This window comes from Burkholderia anthina, assembly GCF_902498995.1.
Taxonomy (GTDB): domain Bacteria; phylum Pseudomonadota; class Gammaproteobacteria; order Burkholderiales; family Burkholderiaceae; genus Burkholderia; species Burkholderia anthina.
On record NZ_CABVLY010000005.1, the window covers coordinates 1 to 22,692 of the forward strand.

Annotated in this window: 14 protein-coding genes and 1 pseudogene; 10 read left to right on the plus strand and 5 right to left on the minus strand. The window is 66.3% G+C overall.

The annotated features are described in order from the left end of the window. The 3 genes and pseudogenes from BME24068_RS08540 to BME24068_RS08545 form a co-directional block, all read right to left on the minus strand. Positions 1-5,183 (minus strand): beta strand repeat-containing protein (locus BME24068_RS08540; RefSeq protein ID WP_244962169.1); only part of this gene is annotated, 5,183 nt, incomplete at its 3' end. 201 nt (positions 5,184-5,384) lie between these two features. Next, positions 5,385-6,008: pseudogene (locus tag BME24068_RS35495) on the minus strand (ESPR-type extended signal peptide-containing protein); the annotation flags it as partial. Positions 6,009-6,165: 157 nt separating this feature from the next. After that, the gene (locus tag BME24068_RS08545) at positions 6,166-6,567 is read right to left on the minus strand and encodes a hypothetical protein (RefSeq protein ID WP_174925785.1); all 402 of its coding nucleotides are present in this window, start codon (positions 6,565-6,567) and stop codon (positions 6,166-6,168) included. 935 nt (positions 6,568-7,502) lie between these two features. On the opposite strand from BME24068_RS08545, the gene BME24068_RS08550 reads away from it, so the two are divergent. The 6 genes from BME24068_RS08550 (at position 7,503) to BME24068_RS08575 (ending at position 13,741) form a co-directional block, all read left to right on the plus strand. Continuing rightward, positions 7,503-8,060: a recombinase family protein gene (locus BME24068_RS08550; RefSeq protein WP_096501073.1), complete on the plus strand. Its 558-nt coding sequence runs from the start codon at positions 7,503-7,505 to the stop codon at positions 8,058-8,060. 404 nt (positions 8,061-8,464) lie between these two features. Beyond that, positions 8,465-9,136 carry a lysoplasmalogenase gene (locus tag BME24068_RS08555; RefSeq protein WP_174925786.1) on the plus strand — a complete coding sequence of 224 codons (672 nt, stop codon included), beginning with the start codon at positions 8,465-8,467 and terminating at the stop codon, positions 9,134-9,136. Between the two features lie 246 nt (positions 9,137-9,382). Beyond that, positions 9,383-10,960 carry a flavin-containing monooxygenase gene (locus BME24068_RS08560; protein WP_096501077.1) on the plus strand — a complete coding sequence of 526 codons (1,578 nt, stop codon included), beginning with the start codon at positions 9,383-9,385 and terminating at the stop codon, positions 10,958-10,960. A gap of 21 nt (positions 10,961-10,981) precedes the next feature. Next, positions 10,982-11,920, plus strand: coding sequence for an SDR family NAD(P)-dependent oxidoreductase (locus BME24068_RS08565; RefSeq protein WP_174925787.1), 939 nt, complete (start codon positions 10,982-10,984; stop codon positions 11,918-11,920). After that, on the plus strand, positions 11,917-12,822 hold the full coding sequence (locus tag BME24068_RS08570) for a metal-dependent hydrolase (RefSeq protein WP_096501081.1): 906 nt from the start codon (positions 11,917-11,919) through the stop codon (positions 12,820-12,822). The genes BME24068_RS08565 and BME24068_RS08570 overlap by 4 nt, the downstream gene beginning before the upstream one ends. Before the next feature lie 4 nt (positions 12,823-12,826). Further along, complete coding sequence (locus BME24068_RS08575) at positions 12,827-13,741, plus strand: alpha/beta fold hydrolase (protein ID WP_174925788.1); 915 nt, start codon at positions 12,827-12,829, stop codon at positions 13,739-13,741. Here the strand turns inward: BME24068_RS08575 and BME24068_RS08580 are convergent. Beyond that, complete coding sequence (locus BME24068_RS08580; RefSeq protein ID WP_174925789.1) at positions 13,702-14,256, minus strand: putative glycolipid-binding domain-containing protein; 555 nt, start codon at positions 14,254-14,256, stop codon at positions 13,702-13,704. The genes BME24068_RS08575 and BME24068_RS08580 overlap by 40 nt on opposite strands. A 224-nt stretch (positions 14,257-14,480) precedes the next feature. Here BME24068_RS08580 and BME24068_RS08585 point away from each other — a divergent pair, with 224 nt between their 5' ends. From BME24068_RS08585 to BME24068_RS08595, 3 genes are all read left to right on the plus strand, one after another. After that, complete coding sequence (locus tag BME24068_RS08585; RefSeq protein WP_174925790.1) at positions 14,481-15,374, plus strand: urea transporter; 894 nt, start codon at positions 14,481-14,483, stop codon at positions 15,372-15,374. Beyond that, the gene (locus tag BME24068_RS08590; RefSeq protein ID WP_174925791.1) at positions 15,349-16,125 is read left to right on the plus strand and encodes a class II aldolase/adducin family protein; all 777 of its coding nucleotides are present in this window, start codon (positions 15,349-15,351) and stop codon (positions 16,123-16,125) included. The genes BME24068_RS08585 and BME24068_RS08590 overlap by 26 nt, the downstream gene beginning before the upstream one ends. 61 nt (positions 16,126-16,186) lie before the next feature. Next, a complete protein-coding gene (locus BME24068_RS08595) occupies positions 16,187-16,375 on the plus strand; it encodes a 4-oxalocrotonate tautomerase (protein ID WP_014898956.1) in 189 nt (62 codons plus the stop codon). Between the two features lie 140 nt (positions 16,376-16,515). Here BME24068_RS08595 and BME24068_RS34955 read toward each other — a convergent pair whose 3' ends face one another. After that, positions 16,516-17,574, minus strand: coding sequence for an SAM-dependent methyltransferase (locus BME24068_RS34955; RefSeq protein WP_239008109.1), 1,059 nt, complete (start codon positions 17,572-17,574; stop codon positions 16,516-16,518). Between the two features lie 263 nt (positions 17,575-17,837). Between BME24068_RS34955 and BME24068_RS08605 the strand changes: the two genes are divergently transcribed. Next, positions 17,838-22,688: an NAD-glutamate dehydrogenase gene (locus tag BME24068_RS08605; RefSeq protein ID WP_174925792.1), complete on the plus strand. Its 4,851-nt coding sequence runs from the start codon at positions 17,838-17,840 to the stop codon at positions 22,686-22,688. The last annotated feature ends 4 nt before the right edge of the window (positions 22,689-22,692 follow it).

Below are 22,692 nucleotides of genomic sequence, written 5' to 3' on the forward strand. Positions count from 1 at the left end.
TTCGCTACTGCGTTCTGACCCACTGCAACCGTACCGGCCGCGCTGCCGGTCGCGCCGTCACCGATCGCGACTGCGCTGGCGCCCGCCGCCGTGGCATTCGTACCCACCGCCAGCGCGTTGATGCCGGTCGCGCCGTCGTTGTTGTAGTTGCCTTGCTGCGTGCCGTTGTCGTTCACGCTGAAGTAATGTGTCTTCGCCGCCTCGATCGCTGTCGAAGTCGAGGTAGACAGTGACGTGATCGAACTTGTCGCGCTCGACAGACCCGTGGATGTCGACGTCGACAGCGACGTAATGCCGGTCGAGGTCGAGGTGGACAAGGACGTAATCGAACTCGTCGCGCTCGACAGACCCGTGGACGTCGACGTCGACAGCGATGTCACGTTGCTGTCCGTCGACGACAGACCCGTCGACAACGACGTAATGCCCGTCGAAGTCGAGGTGGACAAGGAGGTAATCGAACTCGTCGCGCTCGACAGACCCGTGGACGTCGACGTCGACAACGACGTCACGTTGCTGTCTGTCGACGACAGCCCCGTCGACAGCGACGTAATGCCCGTCGAAGTCGAGGTGGACAAGGACGTAATCGAACTCGTCGCGCTCGACAGGCCGGTCGACGAGGAGGTCGACAGGCTGTCAATGGCCGTGTTCGTCGCGAACAGTTGCGAGCCGTTGATTGCGTCCGTGCTCGTCGCCGTCACCTGACCGGCTGCGACGTTCGTGACCTGACGTTCCGCGCCCGGCACGCCCACGCTCACCACGCTCGTCGGCGTGGTACCCGCATAGTTGTATGTCACGCCGCCCACCGTACCCGTCGCCGTCGGGTTCGGCGCCGCCGTCACCGAATTCGAACCCAGCGCCACATCGTTCGCGTTGTTCGCCACCGCGTTCGAACCGAGCGCGATCGAACCCGCTGCGTTCGCCGACGACGTGTTGCCCAACGCGACAGAACCCTGGCCCGTCGCGACGTTCGCGTTGCCCAGCGACACCGCGCCCTGACCGTTCGCCGTGTTGTTCGCGCCCATCGCCACCGCACCCGTGCCCGTCGCGACGTTCGGATCGCCGATCGCCACCGCGCCGTCACCGCTCGCCGTGTTGCCCACGCCGATCGATACGGCCTGACCGCCCGTGGCCATCGCGTTCTGGCCGATTGCCACCGCGCCATCAGAATTCGCGTTCGCGCCGTCGCCCACCGCCACCGCACTCGCACCTGCCGCCGTGGCGTTGGTCCCGGCCGCCAGAGCGTTGATGCCGGTCGCGCCGTCGTTATCGTAGTTGCCCTGCTGCGTGCCGTTGTCGTTCACGCTGTAATAGTGCGTCTTCGCCGCGTTGACCGCAGTCGACGTGGAAGTCGACAGCGATGCAACGCTACTGTCGGTCGTCGACAACCCGGTCGACAACGAACCGATGCCGGTCGACGTCGACGTGGACAGCGATGCAACGTTGCTGTCCGTCGTCGACAGCCCCGTCGACAGCGAGCCGATACCCGTCGAGGTTGAGGTCGACAGCGACGCGATCGAACTCGTTGTACTCGACAGACCGGTTGACGTCGACGTCGACAGACTGTCGATCGCCGTGTTCGTCGCGAACAGTTGCGAACCGTTGATCGCATCCGTGCTCGTCGCCGTCACCTGACCCGCCGCCACGTTCGTGATCTGGCGTTCCGCGCCCGGTGCGCCCACGCTCACCACGCTCGTCGGCGTGGCACCCGCGTAGTTGTAGGTCGTGCCGCCCACCGTGCCCGAGGCCGTCGGATTCGCCGCCGCCGTCACCGAGTTCGCGCCCAGCGCCACGTCACCGGCGTTGTTCGCTACTGCGTTCTGACCCACTGCAACCGTACCGGCCGCGCTGCCAGTCGCGCCGTCGCCGACCGCCACCGCGCTTGCACCTGCCGCCGTGGCATTCGTACCCGCCGCCAGCGCGTTGATGCCGGTCGCGCCGTCGTTGTTGTAGTTGCCTTGCTGCGTGCCGTTGTCGTTCACGCTGTAGTAATGCGTTTTCGCGGCGTTGACCGCGGTCGACGTCGAGGTCGACAAGGACGTAATCGAACTCGTCGCACTCGACAGGCCCGTGGACGTCGATGTCGACAGCGACGCCACATTGCTGTCCGTCGACGACAGACCCGTCGACAACGACGTGATACCTGTTGAGGTCGAGGTCGACAAAGACATGATTGAACTCGTCGTGCTCGACAAACTGGTTGACGTCGAGGTCGACAGACTGTCGATCGCCGTGTTCGTCGCGAACAGTTGCGAACCGTTGATCGCATCCGTGCTCGTCGCCGTCACCTGACCCGCAGCCACGTTCGTGACCTGGCGTTCCGCGCCCGGCGCGCCCACGCTCACCACGCTCGTCGGCGTCGTGCCCGCGTAGTTGTAGGTCGTGCCGCCCACCGTGCCCGAGGCCGTCGGATTCGCCGCCGCCGTCACCGAGTTCGAACCCAACGCCACGTCACCGGCGTTGTTCGCCACTGCGCTCTGACCCACTGCTACCGTACCGGCCGCGCTGCCGGTCGCGCCGTCACCGATCGCGACTGCGCTGGCGCCCGCCGCCGTGGCGTTCGTGCCGGCTGCCAGTGCATTGATGCCGGTCGCGCCGTCGTTGTTGTAGTTGCCCTGCTGCGTGCCGTTGTCGTTCACGCTGTAGTAGTGCGTTTTCGCGGCGTTGACCGCGGTCGACGTCGAGGTCGACAAGGACGTAATCGAACTCGTCGCACTCGACAGGCCCGTGGACGTCGATGTCGACAGCGACGCCACATTGCTGTCCGTCGTCGACAGACCCGTCGAGGTCGATGTCGACAGCGACGCGATCGAACTCGTTGTACTCGACAGACCGGTTGACGTCGACGTCGACAGACTGTCGATCGCCGTGTTCGTCGCGAACAGCTGCGAACCGTTGATCGCATCCGTACTGGTTGCCGTCACCTGACCCGCTGCCACGTTCGTGATCTGGCGTTCCGCGCCCGGTGCGCCCACGCTCACCACGCTCGTCGGCGTGGTACCCGCGTAGTTGTAGGTCGTGCCGCCCACCGTGCCCGAGGCCGTCGGATTCGCCGCCGCCGTCACCGAGTTCGAACCCAACGCCACGTCACCGGCGTTGTTCGCTACTGCGTTCTGACCCGCTGCTACCGTACCGGCCGCGCTGCCGGTCGCGCCGTCACCGATCGCGACTGCGCTGGCGCCCGCCGCCGTGGCATTCGTGCCGGCTGCCAGTGCGTTGATGCCGGTCGCGCCGTCGTTGTTGTAGTTGCCTTGCTGCGTGCCGTTGTCGTTCACGCTGTAATAGTGCGTCTTCGCCGCCTCGATCGCCGTCGAAGTCGAGGTAGACAGTGACGTGATCGAACTTGTCGCGCTCGACAAGCCTGTGGACGTCGAGGTCGACAAGGACGTAATCGAACTCGTCGCGCTCGACAACCCTGTCGACGTCGACGTCGACAACGACGTCACGCTGCTGTTCGTCGACGACAAACCCGTCGACAGCGATGTGATCGAACTCGTCGCACTCGACAGACCCGTCGACGTCGAGGTGGACAAACTGTCGATCGCCGTGTTCGTCGCGAACAACTGCGACCCGTTGATCGCATCCGTGCTCGTCGCCGTGACCCGACCGGCCGCCACGTTCGTGATCTGACGCTCCGCGCCCGGCGCGCCCACGCTCACCACGCTAGCCGGCGTCGTACCGGCATAGTTATATGTCACGCCGCCGACCGTACCCGTCGCCGTCGGATTCGCCGCCGCCGTCACCGACCGCGAGCCCAGCGCGACATCGTTCGCATTGTTGGCCGCCGCGTTTTGGCCGAGCGCCACCCCCCCCGCGGCAACCGCGCTCGCGCTATTGCCGATCGAAACACCTGAACCAGCCAGAGCCTTCGAGGCCACCCCGAGCGAAACGGAAGATCCTCCGCTCGCCGTCGAATTCTTCCCGATCGACACGTCGTCGACGAGCGTCGTCGAACCCGATGCGCCCGCCTGACTGTTCACGCCCAGCGCGACGCTGCTATCACCGAATGCATTCGCGCCTTGCATCGCGGCAAGAGAAAGCGAACCGGTCGCGATCGAACCTTGCCCGAGCGCGGCGGAATTGCCGCCGATCGCTTTCGTGTTGATGCCCGCCGCCAGGCTCGAAACGCCTGACGCCGTTGCACTCGACCCCAGTGCGTAGGCCCCATTTGCAATCGCCTGCGCGCCGGTCCCCATCGCCACGCTTCCCTGGCCCGATGCGGTCGATGTATTCCCGATTACCATGGACGAATAGCCCGATGCCACCGTCCCGAAGCCCAGCGCCAAACCGCCGGTGCCGGAAGCGGTGGCGGAGTCGCCGAGCGCGGAGGCACTCTGATTCGATGCCAGCGCGCCCTTGCCGATCGCGATACTGCTTACCCCCGACGCCGACGCCGCCACCCCGGCCGCGAGCGAGTTGGCACCCGTGGCGCCGTCATTGTTGTAGTTGCCCTGCTGCGTGCCGTTGTCATTCACGCTGTAGTAATGCGTCTTCGCTGCAACGATCGCCGTCGATGCCGACGTCGACAGCGACGTGATCGAGCTCGTCGCCGTTGAAAGACCCGTCGACGTCGACGTCGACAGGCTGTTAATCGCCGTGTTGGTCGCGAACAATTGCGACCCGTTGATCGCGTCGGTACTGGTCGCCGTCACGCGCCCCGCCGCCACGTTGGTAATCTGGCGCTCCGCACCGGCGGCGCCCACGCTCACGACGCTCGTCGGCGCCGCGCCCGCGTAGTTGTACGTCACGCCGCCGATCGTGCCCGTCGCCGTCGGGTTCGACGCGGCCGTCACCGAATTGGCGCCGAGCGCAACATCGTTCGCATTGTTGGCCGCCGCCCCCGCGCCGAGCGCGACGCCTTTTGTGGCCGCGGCGGCCACGCTCGCCGTGTCGCCCAGCGCCAGCGCGCCCGCGCTGCCGGCGGTCGACGTATTGCCGAGCGCGATGGATCCCTGGCCGGTCGCCGTGTTGCTGTTGCCCTGCGCGAGCGCGCCTTGCCCGTTCGCGGTATTGTTCGCGCCGACGGCAACGGCGCCCGTGCCGGTCGCGCTGTTCGGATCGCCGATGGCGACGGCACCGTTACCGCTGACCGTCTGCTGGCTGCCGATGGCCACGGCGCCGGTACCGCCCGTGACGCTCGATTTGTAGCCGATCGCCGTCGAGCCCGTGCCTGCGGTGGCGGCCACGACGTTCGTGTCGCCGAGCACCACCGCCGAAGCTGCCGCCGCCGTGGATGTATTTCCGATGGCAACGGAATTGGCTCCCGACGCAGTTGCCTTGGTGCCGGCCGCCACCGAAGCCGACCCGGACGCCACTGCCTGCGTGCCCAGTGCCGACGCATTCACGTTACTTGCGACCGCACCGTTCCCCAACGCGGATGCATTGTTTCCCGTGGCAGTCGCCAGATTGCCGACCGCCATCGAATTCCCGGCGCCTCCGCCGTTCGCAAAGGCATTCGTGCCAATCGCGATACTGTTCGATCCCCCCGTCGCAACGGCGGCATTACCGACCGCGATACTCCCGGACCCCGTTCCGGCGGCGGTGGCATTGAAACCGATCGCGACCGACGATACGCCGGATGCAGTGGTTTGCAAGCCGAGCGACGTCGCCCATTTCCCGGCACTCGCCCCCATGCCCAACGCGACCGCACCGTCGCCCGTTGCAGCCGCATACGCGCCAAAAAGCGTGACCCCGAGAAGATTGGCGCCATTCGCGCTGCAACCTGCGACGGTCGTATAGGTGCCGCTGCCATCGACCGGAAGCGAGCCGGCAGCATAGGATCTCGTCCCGTCCGGCCCCACTCCGCCACTGTTTCCACAAGCCTGCGCACCAGAAAACGCAATCGTGTTCCCTTGCGCCAGCTGTACCGCGCCGATCAGCAGCAACCCTGCCGCAGTCTGAATCTTCGACGAGCGACTGCGCTTTCCTCTTGCGGTTGCAAGCTCCGAAGCCGCAACCCACGCCCCAAGCGACTCATTCCAAATGGTCCGGTATGACTTGTTCATCTTCATCACCTTTTCGGCTCACGCGCCGTCTCACGACGTTGTTCCTCGCACGGCCCTTGAGTTTATAAATAGGAATACTTATTTATTTTCATGATCCTGAACGCATGGAAACACGATGCGCTACTCGATCCCGCCTACGGTCCGCCCAGCCCCGTGCACGTCGTCAGTCACCGTGAGCCATCGCCCTCCCTCGAGCAATCTCGAGCCGAATCGCCCGGCCATGCTCTTCGCCCGCCTGTCTTATCGCCGTCAATTGCGGCGATACCTGCCGTTGCGAATGCCTCGACGCGCCCGGCAGCGCGTCACGCGACACGCGCTGCGCCGAATCACGAAATCCCGTCGCGATACCCTGCCTGTATGCCGCCCGTGCCGCGCATCGTGATGCCCTGTCGACGCGCCGTGCTATGAGTTCGAACACGACGGCCTCCAGCGAGCCGACATACGCGTCCACATCCTCGATGTGCTCGAGAGAAGACACGCTCAACAAAGCGGCAATCATCTGGCTTGCCTGCGCGAATATGCCGCCGCAATCCGGTCGATCCATCTCTTCAGCGGGTTTGCCCATTTGATGCCGCCTGTCAATCCATAAAACAGAAATTCAATCGATCAGCTCAATAATTCGCCAGGAATCTACAAATTAAATATCAGTTAATTCGAATCGAAAAATACCCGCTCCCTGGAAAATCGCTTCGACGAAGCGGCACGCGTTGCCGGCAACGCGTACGACTCGACCTCGCAGGCATCGCATTCGCTGGTGACTTGTTGCTGATTGACAACACATCCACTCCACTGTCTTTCAGTGATTATCCGCACTCAACGATCAGCAATAATTACCGACTCAGAGGTACTCCGAAACGGATGACGAGCAGGGCAAAAGCCGGACCAAACGTGAATCCTTGGAATTTTTTGCATTTCGCCGCCAACTCGGGGCCTGAACAAAACCGGTCCCTTGTATCAAATTCCTAGAAAAGCTCTTCGGTACCGGCGAAGGTCCGTCGTATCAGGGGGTGCCCGGCTTGCTGATGGGCCGGACAAAACCGACCCTTTTTGTCCAGTAGAATTTACACGGGCGCCCTGAAGTTAACCATTCTTAACGATTGGAATGGTGGGACGAATATATCTCCCCGCATTTAAACGTTTTCGTGCTTTTTGATAGCCCGCGACTCCGGCACCGGGTTAATTCCCAATTGCAAAATTCCGTGCGTCGCCGATCGCCGAATAGCGTTGCCGTTCAAATTTAAAAGCGGCATATACCGTCTCATTTCAGCAATCGGGACTCAAAAGCGCCGAACCTCGCCCCGTCCGAGGCAGCGGCCGCTCGCCGGTTGTCAGCTGCCCGGTCCGGCGGGATAGCCACCCTTATTAAGAGGTTAAATTGAAGGTATTGAAGCAAATACAAGAACGTCGCCATCGAATGACGCGACATCGATACGAGAGGATCACACAACCCTGCATGCACGCCTGTCTTGCCTTCGGCCTAGAACGAAAGCGGAGGACGACATGATCATCGGATATGCACGGGTGTCGACGGACGAACAGAATCTGCAATTGCAGATCGATGCGTTGACCCAGGCCGGCTGCAACAGGATCTTCAGCGATCAGGGCATCTCCGGCGCCGACTTCTGCCGCCCCGGCCTCGATGCCGCGCTGGAAAAGCTCGCATCCGGTGATTTGCTGATGGTCTGGCGTCTCGATCGCCTTGGCCGCTCGCTCGGCAAACTGGTGGATCTCGTCACGCATCTCGAGGGCCGCGGCGTTCAGTTCGGTTCGATCATGGAATCGATCAATACGAAATCCTCGGGCGGCATCCTGATCTTTCACATGATGGCCGCCCTCGCCCAGTTCGAGCGAAGCCTGATCAGCGAACGAACGCGCGCCGGCATGGCAGCGGCACGGGCGCGCGGGAAGGCACTCGGTCGCAAGCGCGCGCTCGACGCGCAGCAACGCGCACAGGCGCTGGAGATGCTGAAGACCCAGTCGATGACCGACGTCGCGCAGTATTTCAGCGTTCATCCACGAACGCTGAAACGGATGCTCGCCGACCAGACGGCCGAATAATCGGCCACGCCGCACCGGGCGCGACAGATGCACGATCGTTCGCGCGCATGCCGCGCCGCTCCGATGGCGTCGCGAAATCCGGTCAGCGCCGCGTGACGCAGCCCTCGAGGCAGCCGGTCCGGTTGTCCGATCGGTTCGACGGCGAGCAACCGGCCGGCACCTTCAAAAAGGCGCCACATGGTTGCGCAAGCAACTTTACGGCGCCAGCCGGTGGCCCCCCTGCGCGGGGCGTCCGTCTCGCCCGGCGCGACGAAATGACACCACGCCGCCACTGCCGTCGTCACGACCGATCTAGAAGGATTCGCCGGTTCCCGCGCCACCGTTCTTCCGGATAATGGCCGGCAGTCACGGCCGCGAAGGCACCGCCATCGGCCGCAGACAACGAGAACCCGGAGACCCCCGCCTTGATCGCCACGCTTCCCGCCACCTATCGCCGGCTCTGGCCGCTCGCCGTCGCCGCCGCGTTGCTGTACGGACTGTCGCTCGCGGCCGCCCCCTATCCCGGCCAGGCGGCCGCGAAAGCGGCAATGGGCATCCTGCTGCTCGCGGCCGGCAGCACCTGCGCCGCGCCGCGCGAACGCACGTGGCTGTGCGCCGCGCTCGCGACGGCCGTGCTCGGCGACGTGCTGCTCGCGCTGCCCGACTGGCCGCTGTCGTTCGTGCTCGGCCTCGGCGCCTTCCTGCTCACGCATCTGTGCTACTGCGCGATCTTCCTGCGCTGGCGCGCGCGGCCGCACGGCTGGCGCATCGTCGCGCTGATCGCGCTGTGGATCGCCGCGCCGGCGTTCTACGCCGCGTTCCTGCCGCACCTGGGCGACCTGCTCGCGCCGGTAGCCGTCTACATGCTCGTGCTGTGCGCGATGGCGAGCTTCGCGCTGGCGGCCCGCACGCGCGGCCCGCTGGTCGCCGTCGGCAGCCTGATCTTCGTCGGCTCCGACACGCTGATCGGCGTCGGCCGCTTCCTCGGCGGCTTTCCCGGCATCGACTACCTGATCTGGGGGCTCTACGCGCTCGCGCAGGTCACGATCGTGGCCGGGGTTTTCCATGAGACGACCGCCCGCTCGATCCGTCCCTGATTGTGTTTCAAACAGGCCGCCGCATGCCGGCGGCCTCGCCCGCTGCCTCCCACGCCCCGCCGACGGCCGTTTCCGCGCCTCCCGCGATGCGGAAACCGAACCGTTCCAAACCCCGCTCAGCCTTTTCCCGCGTGGCTTCCGGCCCTTAGAGCGCCGCTTCTAGCCTCTTGCGGTTTCCGGGCTCACCCACTATCGTTACATCAAACAATGTAACATTCGAAAATGAGCCAAATCGGAGACACCCGGATGAATGCTCGCACGTTGCCTTTCGGCCCGCCCGGCCACGACGGCCTGGACGAAACCATCGACATCGCCATCATCGGCACCGGCTTCGCCGGTCTCGGGATGGCCATTCGCCTGCGGCAAACAGGCGTCACCGACTTCGTCGTCCTCGAAAAGGCGGCGTCGGTCGGCGGCACGTGGCGCGACAATCATTACCCCGGGTGTGCATGCGACGTGCAATCGCACGTCTATTCGTTCTCGTTCGCGCCGAACCCGCGCTGGACGCGCATGTTCGCGCCGCAGCCGGAAATCCGCGCGTATCTGGAAGACTGCGTGCAGCGCTTCGGCGTCGGCCCGCACCTGCGCCTGAACCACGAGTTGCGGCGCGCCGAGTACGACGAAGCCGCGCAGCGCTGGCGCCTCACGTTCGCGAACGGCAAGCGGCTGTCGGCGCGCGTGCTGGTGTCGGGAATGGGCGGCCTGTCGCGCGCCGCGCTGCCGGCGATTCCCGGCGTCGAAACCTTCCAGGGCCGCGCGTTCCATTCGCAGCAGTGGGATCACGACTACGCGCTCGAAGGCAAGCGCGTCGCGGTGATCGGCACCGGCGCGAGCGCGATCCAGTTCGTGCCGCAGATCGCGCCGCGCGTGAAGGCGCTCGCGCTGTTCCAGCGCACGCCGCCGTGGATCATGCCGAAACCCGACCGCAACCTGAGCGGCGTGGAGAAGTGGCTGTTCCGTACGCTGCCGTTCACGCAGAAGGCCGTGCGCAGCGGCATCTACTGGATGCTCGAATCGCGCGTGCTCGGCTTCGCGATCCATCCGGGGCTGATGAAGAACGTGCAGAAGCTCGCGCTGCGCCACATCCGCAAGCAGATTCCCGATCCGGCGCTGCGCCAGGCCGTCACGCCGGACTACACGCTCGGCTGCAAGCGCGTGCTGATCTCGAACGACTACTACCCGGCGCTGTCGCGCAAGAACGTCGACGTGATCACGACCGGCATCGACCACATCGAAGCCGATGCGGTCGTGACGACCGACGGCAAGCGCCATGAAGTCGACTGCCTGATCTACGGCACGGGCTTCCAGGTCGCCGACCCGTATCCGCGCGGCGCGATCATCGGCCGCGGCGGCCTCGACATCGTCGATGCGTGGCGCGACGGCGCGCACGCGTATCTCGGCACGACGCTGCCGGGCTACCCGAACTTCTTCATGATCGTCGGCCCGAACACGGGCCTCGGCCACAACTCGATGGTGTTCATGATCGAGTCGCAGATCGAATACATCCTCGGCGCGCTGCAGGCAATGCACCGCGAACGCGCGGATGCGATCGAGGTGCGCCCGCTCGTCGAGGCGCAGTTCAACAGCGCGCTGCAAGGCAAGCTGAAGAAGGCGATCTGGTCGACCGGCGGCTGCAAGAGCTGGTATCTCGATCCGCGCACCGGCAAGAACACGACGCTGTGGCCGGGCTTCACCTGGCGCTTCCGCCAGGCGACCGCGCACTTCTCGATCGCCGATTACCACGCGTATCGCGCGCCGCAATACGACACCAGCGCGCGGCCCGTCGCCGCGCCCGCCGCTTCCGCTTCCATCGAAGCGGCCTGAGTCAGACAAGGAGCCACCGACATGAGAGATTTCGCCAACAAGGTCGCCGCGATCACGGGCGCAGGCTCGGGCATGGGCCGCTCGCTCGCGGTCCAGCTCGCGCAGGCCGGCTGCCACGTGTCGCTCGCCGACAAGAACGGCGTCGGCCTCGCCGAAACCGAGCGGATCGTCCGCGCGATCGCGCCGAAGGTGCGCGTCTCGACGCGCGTGCTCGACGTCGGCGACCGCGACGCGATGTTCGCGTGGGCCGACGAAACCGCGCGGGAACACGGCAAGATCAACCTCGTGTTCAACAACGCGGGCGTCGCGCTGTCGAGCACGATCGACGGCATGGAATACAGCGATCTCGAGTGGATCATGAACATCAACTTCTGGGGCGTCGTGCACGGCACGAAAGCATTCCTGCCGCACCTGAAGGCGACCGGCGACGGCCACGTGATCAACACGTCGAGCATCTTCGGGATCTTCGCGCAGCCGGGGATGAGCGGCTACAACGCGACCAAGTACGCGGTGCGCGGCTTCACCGAATCGCTGCGCCAGGAGCTCGACATGCAGCGCTGCGGCGTGTCGGCCACCTGCGTGCATCCGGGCGGCATCCGCACCAACATCGCGCAGTCGAGCCGCATCGCGAAGAACATGATCGGCTTCATGATCGAGAGCGAGCAGCAAGGCAAGGACGACTTCGAGAAGTTCTTCATCACGACGCCGGACGACGCGGCGCGCACGATCCTCGCCGGCGTGCGCAGGAACAAGCGCCGCGTGCTGATCGGCCGCGACGCCAAGGCCGCCGACTGGATGGTGCGCGTGCTGCCGGCCGCGTATCAGGCGCTCGTCGTGCTGAAGTCGCGCCGCGAGGCCGCGAAGGCCCGCCGCACGGCGGCCCGCTACGGCGCGCCGACGGCCGCCCCGCTTCACGCCACCTACAACAACGCAGGCAATCAGGGAGGAGAACAATCATGACAACCCCGAACATGATGCCCGTGCGGCGCGACATCCGGTTCGCGCTGCCGCCCGAACACGCGAAGGACTGGCACGTCCAGGGCGTGCCGGTCACGCACTTCATGAACGCGCTGTCGCTGCTGTTCCCGGCCGGCGAGCGCTTCTTCATGGACTCGGTGCGCAACTATCGCGACCGCATCGAGGATCCGGAGCTGAAGAAGCAGGTGCTCGGCTTCATCGGCCAGGAAGCGATGCACACGCGCGAGCACATCGAGTACAACGACCTGCTGCAATCGTCCGGCCTGCCCGCGCACAAGCTCGACAAGCGGCTGTGGACGATCCTCGGCTTCTTCAGGAAAGTGCTGCCGCACTCGATGCAGCTCGCGATCACGATCGCGCTCGAGCACTACACCGCGATCCTCGCGAACCAGCTGCTGTCGGGCCACGAGCACCGGATCGACGGGTCGGTCGAAGGCTATCAGCAGATGTGGATGTGGCACGCGATGGAGGAAACGGAGCACAAGGCCGTGTCGTACGACGTATGGAACGCCGTGATGAAGCCGGGCATCGGCCGCTACCTGCTGCGCACCACCACGATGCTGCTGACCACCGCGATGTTCTGGACGATCGTGTTCGACTTCCACGTGCGGCTGATGCTGTCGCATCGTCGCAGGCACGGCGGGTTCGGCGGCATGTGGCGTCTCGTGAAGTATCTGTACAGCCCGAAGACCGGCGTGTTCCCGAGCATCGCGGGCGAATGGCTCGACTATTTCCGTCCGGGCTTCCATCCGTGGGACCACGACAACCACCAGTATCTGCAGGGCCTCGACACGCTGCTCGCGAACATCGATGCGACCAACGCGCGCTATGCGGCACAGGCCGCGCCGCGCCGCGTGCCGCTGCATCCGGTTCCGCAGGCATGACGCCATGGCGCGCGCACACGAGATGCTGCCCGTCCGCTCCGGCGACGTGAAACTCGCCGTCTACGTCAGCGGCCCGCGTCGCGCGCCGCCGCTGATCCTGGTGCACGGCTACCCCGATTCGGCGGCCGTGTGGGCGCCGATCCGCGCACGGCTCGCGAAGCGCTATCGCGTGATCGCGTACGACGTGCGCGGCGCCGGTGCGTCCGATGCGCCGCGCCGCCGGGCGGACTACGCGCTCGCGCGGCTCGCGGACGACCTGAGGGCCGTCGCCGACGCGACCTGCGGCGGCCGGCCGTTCCATCTGGTCGGCCACGACTGGGGCTCGATCCAGTGCTGGGAGGCCGTGACCGACCCGGCGTTTCGCGGCCGGATCGCGTCGTACACGTCGATCTCCGGCCCGTGCCTCGATCACGTGTTCCGCGCGAAGATGCGGCTCAGGCAAAGCCTGAAGTCGTGGTACATCGCGTTCTTCCATCTGCCGGTCGTGCCGTCGCTGGTCTGGCGGCTCGGCGCCGCCGCGCTGTGGCCGCGCTGGCTGCAGCTCACCGAACGCGTGCGGCCGGAACGCGATCCTTCCCAGCTGAAGAATGCGCTGAACGGGCTGAAACTCTATCGCGCGAATTTCCTCGCGCGGGCGAGCAAGCCGCGCGAACGGCACGCGCAGGCGCCGGTGCAGATTCTCGTGCCGGTGCGCGATCGCTATGTGACGCCGGAGATGTCGATCGATCTCGACCGCTGGCTCGGTGAGCACGTGCGCGAGGAAATCGACGGCGCACACTGGATCGTGCTGCGCGATCCCGATCTGATCGCATCGCGGATCGATCGGTTCGCGACGGCGCAGGAAAGGCCGGCGGTCGCGACGACAGCGCCCGCAGCGATTCAGCGCATCGTCGGCAGGCGCTTGAACAGCGTTTCGTAGTCGATCACGAGCCCGTCGGCGTCGATGTCCATTTCCGCGGTGAAATCCCGGAAGATCCCTTCGTAGCGATAGCGCCGGCCGGGCTCGATGCACGCATAGGCCTGCTTGACCGGCTTCACGGTCAGGTCCGGCGTCGAGATGTAGGCGACGTCGATCGGCCGCCGTTCGCCGCGCGCGAGGCCAAGGCGGCCGATCGGCAACGCATTCGTGAACGGCGTGGCCGCGATGTCGATATCGACGCAGCCGTCCAGTTCCGGCAGCGCGCGGCCTGCTCCGTCGCGCCAGTGCCCCGCCCCGTCGCCGCGCAGTTCGAGCGTGCCGCCGCCCATCACCCGGAGCGCCGCGTACGTCACCCGCCACCGCGGATCGCACTCGACCCGGTACGCCAGCCCGTACGCGCGGCCGTACCGCTGGCCGACCACCGCGCTTTCGACGACGATGCCGCCGTCGCCCCGCTCGAACGTCAGATGTTCGATCCCGTCGCCCTCGAGCGACGCCCAGCGCACTTCCCGCATCGTTCCGTCTCCTTGCATGCACGAAAACAATAGCAACGATCCGAACCTGCTATCCGGTCTTACAAATCCGGCGAAAACGCTGATCCGCGCTCCGGAATAGCACCGACCGCCGCTCCTTGCCCCACTTCAGGGCACCCGCCACAAATTCCGACTATCCAGAATTCCCTATTCCGGTGCATGACATTGTGTCCTATGCTCGCGGCTCGTCCTGTTCCGCCGTCACCATGCCTACCGCCCGCTCCGCTTCGCCGTCGATCGACCTGCGCATCCTGCTGCGCAGTATCGGACAGATCGTGCTGCAGGCGAACGCGTTCACGGGCGCGATGCTGGTCGCCGCCCTTGCGCTGACCGACCTGCGGCTCGCGTGCGCGGCGCTCGTCGGCGCGGCGGGCGCGAACCTGACCGCGGTGCTGACCGGCGCACCGCGCCGCGACGTCGAACAGGGACTGCACGGCTTCAACGGCGCGCTGGCCGCGCTGGTGGTCGTGCTGTTCGCCCCGAGCGCGCTCGCGACACTCGCGCTGGTGCCGCTCGCCGCGACCGGCGCCGGGCTCGTGCAGCGCGCGATCCGCACGCCGCTCGCGAAATGGCGGCAATGTCCGTATTCGAGCCCGTGCCTCGTCGCCACCGTGCTGTGGCTGCCGTTTGTCGCGGCGCAGCATGCAGGCGCGATGTCTGCCGCGACCGCTCCGACGCTCGAATCGTTCGCCCCCGCGCTGCTGTCGGGCGTCGCACAAACCACGTTCGCGCAAGGCGCGTGGGCCGGCGCGCTGATCGTCGCCGGCATCGCCGCCGCATCGCGACGCGCGGCCGCGCTCGCGCTGGCCGGCGCGATCGTGTCGACCGTGCTGCTGGTCACGCTCGGCGCGAGCGGCGCCACGTTCGCCGACGGCCTGCTAGGCTTCAACGGCGCACTCGCCGCACTCGCGCTGATGTCGCGCGGCACCCGCGCGGCGCTGGCGGCCGCCGCGCTGGCCGCGCTGATCCAGTGGTTTGCGATGCAGGCGGGCATCGTCGCGCTCACCGCGCCGTTCGCGCTCGCGTCGTGGATCACGGTGGCCGTCGCGCGCCGCTTTACCCTCGGAGAACCCGATGTCGTCATTCGCACACCGTCCTGATGCCGTGAAACCCGGCGGTCCGATCTCGGACGCCGAGCGCCGGCTGCGCATCGATCTCGCCGCCACCTATCGCCTCGTCGCGCTGAACGGCTGGGACGACCTGATCTACACGCACCTTTCCGCGACGGTGCCGGGCGAGCCCGGCCATTTCCTGATCAACCCGTTCGGTCTCACGTTCGACGAAGTGTGTGCGTCGAACCTCGTGAAGATCGACCTGGCGGGCAACCGGATCGGCGACAGCGAACACGCGGTCAACGTGACGGGCTTCGCGCTGCACGCGGCCGTGCACGCCGCGCGGCCGGACGCCGTCTGCGTGATGCATCTGCACAATACCGCCGGCATCGCGGTGTCGATCCAGCGCGACGGGCTGCTGCCCGCGTCGCAGCACGCGCTGAGGTTTCATGGCGACCTTGCGTACCACGACTACGAAGCGCTCGCGTTCTCGCCGGCCGAAGGCGCGCGGCTGACCGCGAGCCTCGGCGCGAAATCCGCGATGCTGCTGCGCAACCACGGTACGCTGACGGTCGGCCGCACGGTCGCCGAGGCTTACGTGCTGATGGATACGCTGATCAAGGCCTGCGACATCCAGGTGCGTGCGCAGGCAGGCCGCGGGCCGCTGGTGCTGCCCGAACCCGCTGTCGCCGACCGCACGGCCGAGCAGTTGCGCGACGGCGGCGCGATCGAAGGCGCACTGGAATGGCCTGCGCTGCTGCGCCGTCTCGACCGGATCGACCGGTCGTATCGCGACTGACCGGCCGCCGTCGCCACTATCCCGACGAATCGTTCACCCCCAACCATCGGAGCATTCAGTCATGCCGACTTTCAATATCCAGTTGTTCGAAGGCCGCACGGTCGAGCAGAAGCGCGCATTCGTCGAAGCGATCACGCGCGTCACGTGCGAGACGCTCGGCTGCGACCCGGGCTCGGTCGACATCATCCTTGCCGACGTGAAGAAGGAAAACTGGGCGACGGCCGGGAAGCTGTGGAGCGACGAGCGCTGACGCCGGCAGCGGGCGGATGACGGGCGGGGGTGTCCCGCTCGGCGTCGTCAAGCGGTGTGCGTCCGCACGTCTCGCCGTCACGCCGTCGCGTGCATGGCGCCGAACAGACGCAACGCCAGGCTCGACGCAGCTTCGCCCGGCTACCGACCGCGCCTGACGACCAACCCGACCGACGTGCCCACGTACTTCTCGTACGCCAGCTTCAGATGCGGGATGTTCTTGTAAGGCGGCGCGTCGACGTGAAAATCGAGCGGGTGCGCGTCCGGCGCGACAACGAACGGCTGGACCTCGTGCCCGCGGCTTCTCAGCCGCTCGACCAGCTCCACCATGTCGCGACGGCGGTACAGCACGGTTTGTCCGCTGTCGAGCGTGTCGTCGTCGGAGGTCAGGTTGAATTCCGTCGTATGGACCGCGACACCGCCCACGCGCAGGCACTTTTCCACCGCATTGACGACGAACTGCTTGCCGGCCTCGAGATCGCCGAGATGCTCGAAGCAGCACGACGACCAGTTGAAGTCGAAATCGCGCAGATGGTCCGGAATGTGATTCATGTCGCACGCCTCGTAAGACACGCGCTCGTCGAACAGGCGTCCGTCGACGATGTCCTCGTAGCGAATCTGCGACGACGCCGCGCTGTGCTGGCCGGTGGCTTTCCAGCCGTTCGCTTCGCCGATTTCCTCCGGCGCGTCGGTCGCGACGATCTGCGCGCCCAGCTTCGCGAACAGCGCCGGTAATCGCTCGCTGCCGACGCCGAATACCAGCCCGCGCGCGCCCGGTTTCACCTCGCCCGACTGCAGCAAATGGTGGATCACGAAAACCCATTCCCACAATTTGCGGTGAAACACGAAGTGGTGATTCAGCATCCCGCAGATTTCGAGGAAGCGCGGATGGTAGAAATCCGCGACGCTACAGGTTGAATACCGCGCGAACTCCCCGGGTTGCGAGGTGGCGGTGAACGGCGGAGACGGCACGAACGGCCGTTCGACGACGCGCGGCGGCTGCCTGACCATGTCGGTCAATTCCCTGCACGTGGATTCCAACTGCGCAATTCGCGCGTTGAGCGCTTCGATATCGCCGAGGTGACGATCGCTTTTGGTTTGCGCGGACACGGCGAACTGCGACAGCGAATTCTGAATATCCAGCACCGCGTGATACATGCGGGTCATTTGACGAAACGGGGTCATGCGCGTGATGTTCATCTATCAAATTTCTCCGAAGATGGCTTACCGCGTACTTACTGTCAGATACCGTCGAATGTGGGCTCGCACCCTGGGGACCGGCCGAAACGGGTACGACATCATGCAGTAAATCGTCACCCACCGCCATCATGCGGGCTTGCACTGGCGCGTCGGCTCGCCCATGCATGCCCCTTCGTTGTGCGCCCGCACATCGTCCCGTCACGCAATCGGCGCATAATGCCGGACAGACGCAGCAGCCAATGGCCACCCGACAGGAGACCGCCATGGAAGCGAAGAACGAGGAAGTCGTCGCACACCTGCTCTCCGACGTCGTCGAGTTCGCGCGCGGGCGGCTGCCCGAAGCGACGTTCCGGATCGTCGAACCGTTCTTGCGTCACTACTACGATTTCGTCGACGCCGACGATCTGCAGAATCGCAGCATCGCCGACCTGTATGGCGCCGCCATGGCGCACTGGCAGACCGCCCAGAAATTCGTGCCCGGCAGCGAGCGGCTGCGCGTGTACAACCCGATCCTCGAGCAGCACGGCTGGCACTCGGATCACACGGTGATCGAGATCGTCAACGACGACATGCCGTTTCTCGTCGACTCGGTGACGATGGCCGTCAACCGCCTGGGGCTCGCGCTGCACTCCGCGCTGCATCCGGTGTTCCGCATCTGGCGCGGCAGCAACGGCGGCATCGAGCGCGTCGACGCCGGCGGCGCAACATCCGACGACAACCGGTCGCAACTCGCATCGTTCATCCATTTCGAAGTCGACCGCTGCGGCGACGCCGCCCTGCTCGACACGCTGCGCGACGACATCGCGCGCGTGCTCGGCGACGTGCGCGCATCGGTCGAGGACTGGCCGAAGATCGTCGACATCGCGCGCGCGACGATCAAGGACATGAAAGCCCGCGAATCGACCGCGGAAGACATCGAAGCGCGCGCGTTCCTCGAATGGATGGTGGCCGACCACTTCACCTTCCTCGGCCAGCGCGATTACGCGCTGGTGTCCGACGGCCCGGGCTTCGGCCTGCGCGGGATGGAAAGTCCGGGCCTCGGCCTGCTGCGCGACGCGCTGCGTCCGTCCGGCGCGCCGGACGTGACGCCGCTGCCGCCGGCCGCCGCCGAGATCATCACCGGCCCCTGGCCGATCTTCGTGACCAAGGCGAATTCGCGCGCGACCGTGCACCGGCCCGGCTATCTCGACTACGTCGGCGTGAAGCTCGTCGGCCCCGACGGGAAAGTGGCGGGCGAGCGACGCTTCATCGGGCTCTATACGTCGACCGCCTATTTCGGCTCGTACACCGAGATTCCGATCGTGCGCCGCAAATGCGCAAACATCGTGCAGCGCGCGGGCTTCTTGCCGAAAGGACATCTCGGCAAGTCGCTGGTGACGGTGCTCGAAACCTATCCGCGCGACGAACTGTTCCAGGCCGACGAAGACCAGCTCTACGACATCGCGCTCGGCATCCTGCGGCTGCAGGAACATCAGCGCACGCGCCTGTTCGTGCGGCGCGACCGCTTCGACCGCTTCGTGTCGTGCCTCGCGTTCGTGCCGCGCGACAAGTACAACACCGACCTGCGCCGGCGCATCGCGAAGCTGCTCGTCGACGCGTACAACGGCGTGAACGTCGAATTCACGCCGCTGCTGTCGGAATCGGCGATCGCCCGCATTCACTTCGTCGTCCATGCGGAACCGGGCACGATGCCCGACGTCGACACGCGCGAGCTCGAAACGCGGCTCGTGCAGGTCGCGCGCCGCTGGCAGGACGATCTGGCCGACGCGCTGCTCGACGCATTCGGCGAGGAGCAAGGCAACCGCCTGCTGCAGCGCTATGCGGATTCGTTCCCGGCCGGCTATCGCGACGACTATCCGGCGCGCACGGCCGTGCGCGACATCGAGCTGATCGAACGCGTGAAGGCATCCGGCCAGCTCGCGATGAACCTGTACCGCCCGATCGAGGCGGAACCGCGCGCATTCCGCTTCAAGGTGTATCGCGCGGGCGACCCGATCGCGCTGTCGCGCAGCCTGCCGATGCTCGAACATCTCGGCGTGCGCGTCGACGAGGAACGGCCGTACCGGATCCAGACGCAGGATGCCGCGCACGCGTGGGTACACGACTTCGGGCTCGAACTTGCCGACGATACCGAGTTCGACATCGAGCGCGTGAAGGGCCTGTTCGAAGACGCGTTCGATCGCATCTGGAGCGGCCGGATCGAGAACGACGATTTCAACCGCCTCGTGCTGCGCGCCCATCTGAGCGCGCGCGAGGTCACGATTCTGCGCGCGTATGCGAAATACCTGCGGCAGGTCGGCTCGACGTTCAGCGACGCATACATCGAGCGCGCGCTGACCGGCAATCCGGCGATCGCGCGACAGCTCGTCGAACTGTTCCTGCTGCGCTTCGATCCGGCCACCGGCGACACGGGCGGCACGCGCGACGTGCAGGCCGAACGCTTGCTGAAGGCGATCGAGACGGCCCTCGACCAGGTGCCGAACCTCGACGAGGACCGGATCCTGCGCCAGTTCCTCGGCGTGATCAACGCGACCGGACGCACCAACTATTTCCTGCGCGACGCGAACGGCGAACCAAAGCCGTACCTGTCGTTCAAGTTCAACCCGGCGAAGGTGCCGGGCCTGCCCGAACCGAAACCGATGTTCGAGATCTGGGTGTATTCGCCGCGCGTCGAGGGCGTGCACCTGCGCGGCGGGCGCGTCGCGCGCGGCGGCCTGCGCTGGTCCGACCGCCGAGAGGATTTCCGCACCGAAGTGCTCGGGCTGATGAAGGCGCAGATGGTGAAGAACGTCGTGATCGTGCCGGTCGGCTCGAAAGGCGGCTTCGTCGTGAAGAACCCGCCATCGCCGAGCGATCGCGAAGCGTGGATGCGCGAAGGCGTCGCGTGCTATCAAACGTTCCTGCGCGGGCTGCTCGACCTGACCGACAACCTCGCCGGCAACGCGATCGTGCCGCCGCCCGACGTGGTGCGGCACGATCCCGACGATCCGTATCTGGTCGTCGCCGCCGACAAGGGCACGGCCACCTTCTCCGACTACGCGAACGCGATCTCGCACGAATACGGCTTCTGGCTCGACGACGCGTTCGCGTCCGGCGGCTCGGTCGGCTACGACCACAAGAAGATGGCGATCACCGCGCGCGGTGCTTGGGAATCGGTGAAGCGGCACTTCCGCGAGATGGGCGTCGATACGCAGACGACCGACTTCACCGTGGTCGGCGTCGGCGACATGTCGGGCGACGTGTTCGGCAACGGGATGCTGCTGTCGCCGCATATCCGGCTCGTCGCGGCCTTCGATCACCGGCACGTGTTCCTCGACCCGAACCCCGATCCGGCGACGAGCTTCGCGGAGCGCCAGCGGATGTTCGCGCTCGAGCGCTCGAGCTGGGCCGACTACGATACGGCCGCGATCTCGTCGGGCGGCGGCGTCTATCCGCGCACCGCGAAGACGATCCCGCTGTCGCCGGCCGTGCAGGCCGCGCTCGGCATCGACGCGCACGCGCTGCCGCCGACCGAGCTGATCCGCGCGATCCTGCAGGCGCCGGTCGACCTGCTGTACAACGGCGGCATCGGCACCTACGTGAAGGCCGCGCACGAAACCCATCAGCAGGTCGGCGATCGCGCGAACGACGCGGTGCGCGTGAACGGCGCGGACCTGCGCTGCAAGGTCGTCGGCGAAGGCGGCAACCTCGGCTGCACGCAGTTCGGCCGCATCGAGTTCGCGCAGCGCGGCGGGCGCATCAACACCGACGCGATCGACAACTCGGCCGGCGTCGATTGTTCGGATCACGAAGTCAACATCAAGATCCTGCTCGGGCTCGTCGTCACCGACGGCGAGATGACCGAGAAGCAGCGCAACGCCCTGCTCGCGGAAATGACCGACGAAGTCGGCCTGCTCGTGCTGCACGACAACTACTACCAGACGCAGGCGCTGTCGATCGCGGGCCGCTACAGCGTCGAGCTGCTCGACGCCGAGGCGCGCCTGATGCGCTGGCTCGAACGCGCGGGCCGCCTGAACCGCGTGATCGAATTCCTGCCGACCGACGACGAGATCGCCGAACGGCAGGCCGCGAAACAGGGCCTCACGTCGCCGGAGCGCGCGGTGCTGCTCGCGTACAGCAAGATGTGGCTCTACGACGCGCTGCTCGAAACCGACGTGCCCGAGGATCCGCTCGTCGCCGCGATGCTCGTCGACTACTTCCCGAAGCCGCTGCAACAGCGCTTCGGCGAACCGATGCACCGCCATCCGCTGCGCCGCGAGATTCTGGCGACGCACCTGACCAACGCGCTCGTCAACCGCGTCGGCTGCACGTTCGTGCACCGGCTGATGGAGGAAACCGACGCGAAGCCGGGCGACATCGTGCGCGCGTGCATCATGGCGCGCGACGTGTTCGATCTCGATGCGGTGTGGCGCGACATCGATGCGCTCGACAACCGGGTCGCCGACGACGTGCAGGCGCGCATGTTCGTCGACGTCGCGCGGCTGCTGGAACGCGCGGCGCTGTGGTTCCTGCGGCATCTGCAGTCGGGCGCGGTGGCCGACGGCGGCGTCGCCGGGCTGATCGCGCGCTGCCGCGACGCGGTACAGCGCATCGCGCCGCAGTTGCCGTCGCTGCTGCCGGCCGACGTGCTCGACGCGCTGTCCGAGCGGCAGCGCGTGCTGGTCGACGCCGGTGTCGACAGTGCGCTGGCGGTGCGCGTCGCGAGCGGCGACATCTCGGCCGCGCTGCTCGACATCGCCGAAGTGGCGGCCACCTGCGACCGCAGCCTCGAACTCGTCGCGGGCGTCTACTTCTCGCTCGGCACACTGCTCAACTACGGATGGATCGGCGAGCGCGCGGCGGCACTCCCGACCCCGACGCACTGGGACATGCTGGCGCGCGCGGCGGCGCTCGCGGAAGTCGCGCGGCTCAAGCGCGCGCTGGCGAGCAGCGCACTCTCGGAATCGTCGGATTCGACGGCGCCCGAAACGATCGTCCACGCGTGGCGCGAACGCCGCGAGGCCGCGCTGCAGCGCTACGAGCACCTGCTCGCCGACCTGCGCGCGTCGGGCGGCGCAAGCCTCGCGGTGCTGCTCGTGGTGGTGCGCGAGATGGCCGTGCTCGAACGCGCGTGACCGG